The following is a 9447-nucleotide window of genomic DNA, read 5'->3' on the forward strand; positions in this document are numbered from 1 at the left end:
GCCAAGAACAAAGTAGAGCCGTACACCTGGTTGAAAACAGTGCTTGCAACCATCAATGATCACCCCATCAATAGCATCGAAGAACTGCTACCCACAAACAAGAAACTTTTTGGCCCAACGCAAAGCTAAGGGGAACATGAATACGAAACAACTGGGGGTTGGCAGTATGCTTACCACAATTGGAATTGACAAAACTTCAAAGTAAGAATACCTTTTGGTTGAGCAGTATTTTAGGTGAAGAATTTCTAATGGAAAAGTTTAAACCATTTATTGTAAGGTTTGAGGGTGAATATGAAAATGGAATAGCAGGAACAGGTTCAGGAATTTTAATTAACAAAAACACGATATTAACTTGTAGACACAACCTAACAGATCTGACAAGCTATAAATGCTTTATTAAAGATTATGAATTGCAAATCAAGGCGCATAAATATCATGAAGTACATGATATTGGCCTGGTTAAACTTAGTATGGATTTGGATATAGGTCCTTTTCCTTATTTTGGTCCGCACTACGTTTTAGATAATATTCTAACATTGGGGTATCCTCCTCTTAGAGGCATGAGAGAGGCATCTCTTATTTCACAAAAGGGAGAGGTTAACGCAATTAGTAGGGATTGGCAAAATTGTGAATGCATAACGATATCCTCTACAGTTAGACCGGGAAATAGTGGTGGCCCTGTAGTTTCTTTAAATGGATGTATAATAGGTATAGTTACTCAATTTGCAAATTCCGCTTCTTCTGTCTCTGCAGACAAAGAAGATTTCAAAGATGATCCCGCAATACCATTCTATAATGCGGTAAGTGCCATTGCCATAAAAGAAATATTATTAGAATTGGATAATACACTGGAATTACTTTTTGAAGACTACAATTAATAAAAACTGTTGCTATGTATGCAAAAAAGTATGTTAGTAGCAATTTTAAGGTTTATTCCCGTTTCAATATTTTACAGGTTCAAATTTTCAAACAGGTACTTTACAGTAGGCTTACTATAAATCAGCTCTAAACAATATGTAGAGAGAACTCATCAATCAAATAACTCAAAATACTCCTCCAACCTCTTCAAATCCTCCATGAAAAAGTTCGATCGAGATCCAGTCATCCCGACATCAGCAAGAGCAACGGCAACAGCAAGCGATAAACACTGTTGCTGTTGCTCAAACTGTTGCTTTTAACGTAACAAAGTAACCCACTTTCGATCGTAAAAACCACTTGGCGTCCTCTGCGACCATGTGGTCAACGCATCTTTCAATTCATAATGCTTTAGGTTAGATAGCCATAATTTGAAAATATACGGAAGGAGAGGAGTTTCGTATAATCAAACGTTGAACGAAACCTCCCATTCGATCAGTTGTGGATGTAATTAATTAAGTTATTAGTATAAACCAACGAGTTAATCATCTCGAAAAAAAGAAAGACTAAGAGATTGGTTTATGCAGGAGTTACAATTCCACAATTATAGTTGTATATATTAATTTTTGCAGGTAATATATGCAGATAAAAGTGATGAAAATACTTATTTTGATAACATCGACTCAGCTCTCATGTAGCCAGATTGACTTTAAATGAAGAGATATTCCTTTAAATATTGACAATATATGAAGAACAATGTATATTAGTAGAATTAAATCAATGAGGTGCTTTATGTCTAAAACAGAATCTTTGAATATTGCTCTTACAGATAAAATGAAGAAATTCATAGCTAGTCAGTCAGGAAGTGGAACCCTTTATGCCACGCCTAGTGAATATGTCCGGGATTTAATCCGCCATGAGTGTGACCGGCTGGAAGCTGCGAATATTCGTAGTGCTATTATTGAAGGGTATCAGGATGTGATCCATGGGAGAACACGGAAGTTCTCTGGTGATTTAATGGCAGACTTACAAGCGTATAAGAAGACTAAATCTAAATGACAAAAATCCTTCTTACCTCAAGGGCCTTAGATGATATTCAGGAAATATATGACTATTCACTAGCCGAATGGGGGAAGAAAACAGCCTCTAAATATATTAAGGCTTTTGAAGATGCCTTTTCACTCTTGCAAGAAAATAAAGGGCTTTTAAAGCTAAATAGGAGGGTCTCATCCAGATTTATAGTATATCCTGTTCAGAAACACTACCTGATTTGTGATATTATTGATGATACTATTGTTGTTCTTACGGTCAGGCATACGTCAATGAACCTCCTGGAAAGGCTGAAAAAATTGGAACCCAACCTGGATAAAGAGGCCAAAGCTTTATATCGGAATTCAAAACAATAAGCTGTTCCCAGGGGTTTTTCTTGCATTTTCTAAGTATTCAAACTGGTTGTCAAAACATATTGAATGTGTACTGGTTTTATGGCTGTAGCCTTACCTGAAAAAGAACCAAGGCTATATTATCACTCATCAATCCAATAACTCAAAATACTCCTCCAACCTCTTCAAATCTTCCCTGAAAAAGTTCGATCGAGATCCATTCATCCCGACGTAGCCCGCCTGAGCCTGAAAGGCGAAGGCGGGTTTCTTCTTTTTTGCATTTCTTCGAAATTATTGAGGCATATAATTATATGGGCAGGCTACGTCGGATGAGACCCAACTGAGGTTTAATGAGGCTTTATCAATTACTTTCACTTGAACTAGTTTTGGGCACACCTCCAAGTGCTATTAGGTCATCATTTAAGCAAAACCGCAGAAATGCACACTCACATCGCTGATACGGATATGAATTTGATTAAAATCCTTTAGGTTAAAGTTTTTGAATGGTACAAGACCGGCGGACCTGTGCTAGGAGGAAAATACCTATGGCTATAAGTGTGGGAGGGATTCGTTTAATGATGTTTTATAACACATCTGCCCTCTTGGTTGTATCTTCTTGCTTTTTGTAATTGCTTAAACTATATTCAATCATTTCAATCAAAAGTGGTTTATGCAAACATGTCATAAAACACTATATTATTAGCTACAATTACTATATTAATTTATGATTCCTACTTACGAACAGATAATGCTTCCTTTTTTAGAGAAACTTCAAGATGGGAAAGTTCATAAACTTAGTGATCTGGTTGACAATTTAAGTGACGATTTAAATTTAACCGAAGAATAAAAAAGAACCTTGCTTCCAAGTGGTAAACAACCATTGTTTAGAAACAGGGTCGGATGGGCAAGAACTTATCTAAGCAAGGCCAAATTGGTTGAAGTAGTAAAAAGAGCACACTTCAAAATTACCGATCGGGGTTTGAAGGTACTACAAGATAAACCACATGAAATATCTGCTCATTATCTGACTCAATTTCAGGAATTTGTCGATTTTATAACTCCTAAGGCAAAGGGAGATGAAACTAGGCTTAAAATTTCTGGACAGACTCCTGTTGAATTAAAAAAAGATTCAGGTGAGAGTCCTCAAGAATCATTGGAATATGCATATTTAGGTTTAAAGACCGAATTGTCTAATGAATTACTCTCGCTTGTTAAAGATGGCACCCCTGCCTTTTTTGAAACTTTGGTTATAGATCTAATAACCAGTATGGGATATGGAGGTTCTCGAAGGGATGCTGGCGAGGCAATTGGCAAATCTGGAGATGGAGGGATTGATGGGATAATAAAAGAAGATAAACTTGGTTTAGATATTATTTATATTCAAGCTAAGAAATGGGAAAATACAGTTCCTGTTAAGGAAGTCAGAGATTTTGCTGGTGCGCTTCTATCTAAAAAAGCCAAAAAGGGAATATTTATAACAACTTCTGATTTCCCAAAGAAGGCCTATGAATATGTTGGTCAAATTGAACCAAAAATCATTTTAATTGATGGAAGTAGATTAACAGAGTTGATGATAGAGTATAATGTTGGCCTTTCAGTTGCTCAAGTATATGAGGTTAAAAAAATTGATTCTGATTATTTTGAGGAAACTTAACAACTTTGACTAGAAAAAATGTAGCTAACAAACAATAGGCTTAATGATCAGCTGTGGGTATTTGCCATTTTTGGTGTAAAAAGCTATCTTAGAGCTTTTGAAACTAGATATGCTTACTGAGCCTGTTTGGAACTTTGTGAGTAATACCGCTTCGAAAAAAACAGAAATGAAATCAGTTATATTCATTCTTGGATCAATATTAAAAGTAGCAGTTATCATCATTGGAGTAGGACTAACCATCTGGAATCTAATAAAAAGATTTTCCGATAAGGATGAGGAATCCAAAAAGAAAGCTCTAAAATATTCTCTACTAACATTCGGAATTATATTCCTTATAACAGTAATTGAATTTCTAATTGCCCATTTGGCCTGAGAGACATTTGTAACGCGTCCAAAAAATTAAACTGTTTAGAGAGATATTTTTATTAATCCGGTCAAAACAATATGTAAAAAGACCTCATCAATCTAATAACTCAATACCCCTCCAACCTCTTCAAATCCTCCACCAAAAAGTTCGATCGAGCGCCAGTCATCCCGACTTTTGCCTGAATTGTTAAGATTCGGACTTTTTTGTTGAAAAACGTTAGATATTGGACGTAATAAAAACATTAGGTCCTCAAAAATACCAATGCTTCATTATAGAATATTTGATTATTTAGAATCACAAATACAAAAGCAGATAGGGAAGTGTAAAACTCATTTTACTCTAAAGGTAAACAAACATATAAAATCAATTTTTCGTACATTTGATATATGACACCTGAAGAGAAATTGAAAATCTACATCAAAGAACTTAAAAAGCGTCTTAAAAATGAGATGCCCAGAGTTCGGAGGGAGATCAAAGTGTATGAGGAAAAATTGGCTAATGGCCGGCTAACTCAATCACCGACTCCAGCTCCTCAATTCAATGGATAACCCCACTCTTTTAGTTATTGCTGGCTGCAACGGGGCAGGCAAATCTTCTTTTTCAAAAGCACTGGTTCCTTAGAACACAACTGTGTATGATTACGATAAAGTTTATTTAGCCAAGTATAACTAACTCTCTGATTGATTTCGAATTAAGGGATGTCATGGCACATAACTTATCAAGAAAAGATTTTGAAGATGAAGTTGAGAAAGCCATAGATATGCGCAAAAACTTTTGTTATGAAACAAACTTCCACTCAACTCCGCTCTACTGGCCTGAAAAATTCAAGCAAAATAATTATAGACTCGAATTGGCATTTTTCTGTTTAGACTCAACAGATAAGGCCAAGGAACGAGTACAAATCAGAGTAGAAAATGGAGGCCACTTTGTTCCTGGATATGAAATAGAATCTCGATTTAAACTAGGCTACAAGCATTTAAATAAGCATTGGAAATTTTTTGATTCAATTCATCTGTTTAACACCAGTACATATAATCAAGCACCTGAACACATTTTAACACTAGCAAACAAGAGTCTGGTAAAGTCTCAAGAGCTGCCTGACTTTCTTCTAAAAAGAATACCATCTATAATATCAGAAATAGAAGGTTTGCCAATATAATGCATGAGGCTGTTTTTGCTTTAGAGGTACCAACATTGCTGGTGACCTCATCAATTGAACAGTTCAAAATACTTCTCCAACTTCTTCAAATCCTCCACGAAAAAGTTCGATCCAGAGCCAACCGCCCCGATTACGCCCGCCGAAGCTCGAAGAGCGAAGGCGGGCTTTTTCTTTTTAGCTCTCTTTAAAATGGGTTACTTTTTTATTTCCCTGGGCGGGCTACGTTGGGTGCGACCCGACTGAATTCTAGCTAAAGCTGGTCAATTACTTTCCTTAAAATCTGGTTTGAAATCGTTTGATATTGACTATTGACCCCGATAATGAAAAAAACTTTTCGAACAAGTCGTAAGCCCATCAGGACTACAGAGAACTACTCACACGTTCCCCACACGGATATGAATTTTATTAAAAATACTTTAGATTTAAAGTCTTTAAAATAAATACAAACACCACATTGTGGTGTATGGCGAATTGCTGGCAATAATATGGAGGAGTCTTAAAAAAGTGTTTTACAACGGAGCAAACTGTGATATCTATATTGGAAAAGGAGCCGGGAAAAAACTCTTAACCGATATTCGTAATGCCAGGGCATCAATTAAGATCGTTTCACCTTACTTATCTCCGTTTTTGATTTCCGAATTAATAAATTTCCAAAAAAAGGATCTTGCGATTGAGTTAATAACAACTGACAACATTGAAGATTTCTATGGTAGCTACGAAAAAAATATTCATAAACTAATAATTCAAAATAGAGACATAGACAATTTGGCCTTTGAAAAGCGTGAAAAATGGAAAGACACGATCAAAATACTGTCCTACGCTGTGTTAGGCCTTTTGGTTAATCTATTCGGAATGGCTTACTTCCTTAAGGATGTTAAAGTGGCTTTGGGACTAATTCCGATAATAATACTATTCCTGATGATAAAACTTTTTAAAAACAAGATTAAGAATAAACGAATTTACACTTATTGGTATTCTCAACTATTTCCATTTAAGGTATATATGTCACCTGACACAACTGAAGAAAGTGACACATTTATACATAGTAAAATCTACTTAATTGATGACCAAATTGCATATTTAGGCTCATTAAACTTTACCTCGAGCGGAACAAAGCATAACTATGAAACTAGAATACGCACAGAAGATCCAAATGCAATAAAAGGAATCAAAGAAGAATTTGATCGATTAATGAATCATTCGCGTTTACCGGAGAGGGATATTCAAATGTGGGGGAAACAACTATATAAGGAACCCATAAACTAAAAAGAACGATTGCCACACTATGTATAAAGTGAAGTAGGTCCGACTTAATCTGATAGTTAATATTCGAGCTTTTTTGTTTAAAATCGGTTGATATTGGCTGTAATTCATTGTCTTTGCACGTGATGGTGTTATTAGAAAATAAATATGTACTCATCTAACCAATGTGCCAATGAATTATGTTAAAAATCTATTAAATTGAATGGGTATAGTAAAAATAAGTTCAACAATGTGGTACATAGCTAATTGTTGGGGGTAATTTAAGTGAACGGTATAAAAATGAAAAACCTCTCAAAAATTGAGAGGTTTTATATATCTTTCACTTAATTACGTTTCTAAAAGAAAGAGGCTTGATTAAGCATTACAATACAAAATAAGTGAAATTTTTTGTAATAAACAAATGAAAGAGCTATAATATTGGAATATCAAAAATTAGAATACTATATATCACAACCGAGATTAGACCGATTCTTAACCGCAACTGGAAATTCAAAATCTAAATCACAAAAACTTTACAGAATAAATTTAAGAGTAGCACAATCTTTTTATCCGATTCTCAATCTATTTGAAATTTTCTTAAGAAATATAGTGAATTATCAAATATCGTCACACTTTGCTAATCCTAATTGGATAATTGCAGAAAAAACTAGATTTATGAATGACAGTTCACTTCACGGGTCAAGATTTTTCCTAAAAAATTCAGTTTCAAAAACAGAAAGGGCTATACGAAGAAAAGGGGGCACTGTAACAGCAGGTAAAGTGATTGCTGAACAATCACTAGGCTTTTTGGCAGGAAACTTTTTCTTCAAGGAATCTTGAATTCTTATAATATTATGAAAATCAGATAATTGAATATAGTGGCCTTTGCCGTATATCCAGTAGTTAGCGTTTATACTAATAAAGAGATACCAAATAGTGTTTATGAAGAAGGTTTTATACATATTGTTGACACTAACAATTTCTTGCCATTATAAAGACAGTAAGCGAGAAATTGAGGTAGAAAGCAAACCATATCCTGATAACGAGTGGTTATTTGCGAATTTGGATTATTCAGAAAAGAATAAAAAAAGAATTGACTCTCTGAATAATGTTTTTGAGAAAAAGTTTTCATTACTCATCATAAAAAATGGAAGAACAATTTTTGAAAGTTATCAAGCGCCATATCTAAAAGATTCTTTGATACACACTAATTCTTGCACAAAAAGTGTAATTTCTATGTTATTTGGAATGGTGTTCAAAAATGAGTTGATAGAAAATGAAAATATATCTTCTATATCGTATTTTCCTGAATACAATATCAATGACTCTGCAATTCAAAAGATTAAAAACAAACATTTTTTATCAATGAGTAGCGGTCTTGATTGGAAAGGAGGAATTGATGCCACAGATGTGATAGCAATGTCGCTGTCGGAAGACTGGGCGAAATATGTTTTTGAAAGAAAAGTAAAAAATGAGCCCAGTGAGAATTATCATTACAATAGCGGAGGAACGCAAGTAATATCAAGCATTCTTCATAGACAAGTATCTTATGATTTGGAAAAGTTTGCAATAGACAGCCTGTTCTCTCCCCTTGGAGTTAAAAGTTACTTTTGGGATAAAACATTAAATGGCGTGCCAAAGGCCGGTTGGGGTTTACATTTGAAAATGGCAGATATGGCAAAACTCGGATATTTAATGTTGAGAAGTGGGATTTGGAAAGAAAAACAGATTATTCTAAAATATTGGGTTGATAAATCAACAACATCGCAGATAAAAATAAATGATAATTGGGATTATGGCTATCAGTTCTGGATTTCACAAGATTCTGAATATAAGAGTTATTTATTTAGAGGATATTATCCGCCATCTCACAAAATCATTGAAGTGATACCTGAGTTAGATATTGTTGCTGTTTATGTTGGCGAAAACTCAAACTTTAAAGAAGTAATAAAAACACACATAGAAATTCTTGAAGAAGAATGTACAAAACGCTAATCGTAGATGGCTCCTCCAGCAGTAACTGACGGAGTGCACCTCTTACACCACCAAGCATACGGGCCTCTTACTTGGCGGTTCATTGAATTTCGGGTTTGAATTTAGTATAGTAGCCCAGCATACTCTCATAACCTTTTCTTCTTAGGCGCGACAACGTAATTGTTGTTCCGAGGATGGGACTTTGAGCTACTGCCCAGCCTCCCATCCTGGTCCAGGCATAGGCCTGTGCTTGTGGCACTCCTAATCTGATCATGTTTTTACGCTTCCTCTCCGGCTTCTTCCAGTCATGCCATATACAATATCGAAGTCGGTTCCTCAACCCCTCATCGAGTTGTTTGAGCTTTGCCTGAATACTTGCCAACCGGTAATTATTCACCCCTCCCATCCATACTTCTTTGAGTTTTTGAAGCCGTTCTTCGAAGCTGTATGGCAAGGTTTTCTTGGTGATAGCTTTAAGTTTGCGCTTGAGACTTCCCCAACTGCCTTTCTTCATTACCAGTTGGTATTTGCCCTTTTCGCCTTTTTTACAGGTGGGAACAAAACTGTGTCCCAGTAGCTCAAAGTTATTTGGCCTACGTATCCCGCTCTTTTCCCTATTAATAGGCAAGTCTAGTTTGTGCTTTAAAAACAAATAAACTTCGTTGCCGATCTTCCGGGCTTCTGCCTTTGACTTTGTATAGACACTAAAGTCGTCCGCTATGCTGACGAATTTCAGACCTTTCCTTTTGAGGTACTTGTCCAATTGATCCAGCAATATATTGGATAGTAGTGGACTGATCACTCCGCATACACA

11 protein-coding genes and 1 pseudogene are annotated in these 9447 nt (G+C 35.4%); 11 read left to right on the top strand and 1 reads right to left on the bottom strand.

Annotated elements, in window-relative coordinates; genetic code table 11:
* The 11 genes and pseudogenes from AC04NP_RS29820 to AC04NP_RS29870 all read left to right on the top strand — a co-directional run.
* Positions 1–129 (top strand): transposase domain-containing protein (locus tag AC04NP_RS29820; protein WP_482863777.1); only part of this gene is annotated, 129 nt, incomplete at its 5' end.
* A gap of 89 nt (positions 130–218) precedes the next feature.
* On the top strand, positions 219–878 hold the full coding sequence (locus AC04NP_RS29825; RefSeq protein WP_482863763.1) for a S1 family peptidase: 660 nt from the start codon (positions 219–221) through the stop codon (positions 876–878).
* Positions 879–1647: 769 nt separating this feature from the next.
* Positions 1648–1914 carry a ribbon-helix-helix domain-containing protein gene (locus tag AC04NP_RS29830; protein ID WP_482863765.1) on the top strand — a complete coding sequence of 89 codons (267 nt, stop codon included), beginning with the start codon at positions 1648–1650 and terminating at the stop codon, positions 1912–1914.
* Positions 1911–2261, top strand: a complete 351-nt coding sequence (locus tag AC04NP_RS29835) for a type II toxin-antitoxin system RelE/ParE family toxin (protein WP_482863766.1) — start codon at positions 1911–1913, stop codon at positions 2259–2261. The genes AC04NP_RS29830 and AC04NP_RS29835 overlap by 4 nt, the downstream gene beginning before the upstream one ends.
* A gap of 724 nt (positions 2262–2985) precedes the next feature.
* A pseudogene (locus tag AC04NP_RS29840) lies at positions 2986–3219 on the top strand (winged helix-turn-helix domain-containing protein); the annotation flags it as partial.
* 204 nt (positions 3220–3423) lie between these two features.
* Positions 3424–3891 (top strand): restriction endonuclease, encoded by a 468-nt coding sequence (locus AC04NP_RS29845; RefSeq protein ID WP_482863779.1) that lies wholly within the window; start codon positions 3424–3426, stop codon positions 3889–3891.
* A 166-nt stretch (positions 3892–4057) separates the two neighbouring features.
* On the top strand, positions 4058–4264 hold the full coding sequence (locus AC04NP_RS29850) for a hypothetical protein (RefSeq protein WP_482863768.1): 207 nt from the start codon (positions 4058–4060) through the stop codon (positions 4262–4264).
* A 697-nt stretch (positions 4265–4961) separates the two neighbouring features.
* Positions 4962–5417, top strand: a complete 456-nt coding sequence (locus AC04NP_RS29855; protein ID WP_482863770.1) for a hypothetical protein — start codon at positions 4962–4964, stop codon at positions 5415–5417.
* A 456-nt stretch (positions 5418–5873) separates the two neighbouring features.
* Positions 5874–6683, top strand: coding sequence for a phospholipase D family protein (locus AC04NP_RS29860; RefSeq protein WP_482863771.1), 810 nt, complete (start codon positions 5874–5876; stop codon positions 6681–6683).
* A 414-nt stretch (positions 6684–7097) separates the two neighbouring features.
* On the top strand, positions 7098–7499 hold the full coding sequence (locus AC04NP_RS29865; protein ID WP_482863773.1) for a hypothetical protein: 402 nt from the start codon (positions 7098–7100) through the stop codon (positions 7497–7499).
* Positions 7500–7601: 102 nt separating this feature from the next.
* Positions 7602–8654 carry a serine hydrolase domain-containing protein gene (locus tag AC04NP_RS29870; protein ID WP_482863774.1) on the top strand — a complete coding sequence of 351 codons (1053 nt, stop codon included), beginning with the start codon at positions 7602–7604 and terminating at the stop codon, positions 8652–8654.
* Positions 8655–8733: 79 nt separating this feature from the next.
* Here the strand turns inward: AC04NP_RS29870 and AC04NP_RS29875 are convergent.
* Positions 8734–9447: group II intron maturase-specific domain-containing protein (locus tag AC04NP_RS29875; RefSeq protein ID WP_482863776.1), on the bottom strand; the 714-nt coding region annotated here is incomplete at its 5' end.

The organism is Agaribacillus sp. DX54, from assembly GCF_056858335.1.